A 1,700-nucleotide genomic window follows, 5' to 3' on the forward strand; every position below is an offset into this window, starting at 1 on the left:
GGCTGGTGCCGATCTGATGATTGCACCCGCTGGTGAACTGCCAGCACCGCTGTCCGCTGCGATTGGCACAGGATGCTACAAGGTGGAACGAGCTCAGGACGGCCGCCATTTCCGCGCGTCCCGAGTTGCAAATCACTACAAATCCGGCATCGCGGGCTGGGCTGAGACAGTAGAGATTATAGTGATTCCTGATGCCGCAGTCCGCGCCGAAGCGCTGCGGGACGGATATGTCGATGTCGCTGCATTGCCGGAACCGCGCGGCCTCCTGAAGCGCGGGAAATTCCTGTATCATCCGTCTTCCAGCAATATGGCTTTGGCCGCCCGGCTCAATGTCGGCATTCCGCGAAAAGTAGGTCAGCGCGAACCGATGGATGACGGGCGGATCACTGAGCGCTGGTGGATGGCCTGAGCGGCCATCCCCAGTATTGACGCTTCAGCTTTCCTGACGAATGTAGGCTATAACGTTCTGGACATCGTCATCTTTCTTCAAACCTCTGAAACCCATGCGGTTACCGGGCACCACACTCTTGGGATCTGTAAGAAAGGCCGCTAGCTGGCCTTCGCTCCAGGTCAGGTTGGCGTCCTTAAAGGCGCTTGAGTATTTAAAGCCATATGCCGCGGCGGAACCAGTACCCATGATGCCGTGCAGGCTGGGGCCGGCACCGTTTTTGCCTTCTTCAAAGCTGTGGCAGGCCTGGCACTTGCGGAACACTTTCTTGCCCTTGGCCGGATCGCCTGACAGCGCCACCTCAGTTTCCTGTGCTGCAGGGGCCGTCTGGGCGGTGTTGCTACCAGCTTCAAACACAAACCGGGCGGTAACCGGGACGGTGCGGGTAATGCCGGAGAGTTTCGCAAGCTCTTGCAGGATATCAACGCCTTTGGTCAGGCCCGCGTCCTCAACACCCAGAAACAGCAGATCATTGGTGGTGACCATGACCTTCTGGTCCGACAGGCGGGCCACAAACATTTCCGTTTCCACAGGAATATCGCGCCTCAGCAGGCTCAACTTGCCTTCCACATCCGCAACCAAAGTGCCGCCTGCAGGCAGCGCCTCCAGCGCAGCGATGTCAACCTTGGCCGTCAGCGTGGCCTGAGGTTCGCCATTGAACACATGATCAATCATTCGTTCGTTGCGGATATCAATGAAGGTCTCCACCGATGGCAGCGAAATTGCCACAGTGACAGTGCCGTCCTTGCTCACATTGCCGGTCAGCTCTTCAAAGCTGTGCACTTCGCCCACTGTGTCTTTTTTAACCGAACCAAAGGCGAGCTTGGAGCTTGCGCCGTCCAGCACCCAGTCTGCCGACAGCGCGGATTGGCCTGCAAAAATAAGCGCCGCAACAGAAATGCCACGAAACAGTGAGTTGAGCATCCTATGTCCTTCCTATTATCAATGACCTTGCGGCGCGGCGTCTTGACCGGCCCTGAGATCAAAACACGGCAGGAGCGCGGATTATTCGCTGGTTCGGCAAAAATTCGGCTGAGGAAGAGGTTCGGGAGGGGATAAGCCCCATCTATCCCCGGTTGTGGCGGTTTTGCCTGATGCAGACCGGGCGGCGGGACCGGGCGGATGATCTGGCGCAGATGACCTGTCTGCGCGCACTGGAAAAACACGCAGGCTATCAGGCAGGCACGCATCTGGACCGCTGGCTGTTCCGGATCGCGCACCGGCTGTGGCTGAACGAGTTGCGGGCAACGGC

The 1,700-nt window shown here is 58.4% G+C and carries 2 protein-coding genes and 1 pseudogene; 2 read left to right on the forward strand and 1 reads right to left on the reverse strand.

The features are described 5' to 3' along the window. A pseudogene (locus A2I95_RS35740) lies at positions 1–409 on the forward strand (peptide ABC transporter substrate-binding protein); the annotation flags it as partial. A gap of 24 nt (positions 410–433) precedes the next feature. Here A2I95_RS35740 and A2I95_RS35745 read toward each other — a convergent pair. After that, on the reverse strand, positions 434–1,372 hold the full coding sequence (locus tag A2I95_RS35745; protein ID WP_291737284.1) for a cytochrome c family protein: 939 nt from the start codon (positions 1,370–1,372) through the stop codon (positions 434–436). A 152-nt stretch (positions 1,373–1,524) separates the two neighbouring features. Here A2I95_RS35745 and A2I95_RS35750 point away from each other — a divergent pair. Then, positions 1,525–1,700 (forward strand): RNA polymerase sigma factor (locus A2I95_RS35750; protein WP_367153197.1); only part of this gene is annotated, 176 nt, incomplete at its 3' end.

The organism is Leisingera sp. F5 (assembly GCF_001593695.1).

What these genes read in the sequence shown, in the direction of transcription:
- A2I95_RS35745 (WP_291737284.1), bottom strand. Translation starts at nt 1,372, where the DNA reads ATGCTCAACTCACTGTTTCGTGGCATTTCTGTTGCGGCGCTTATTTTT.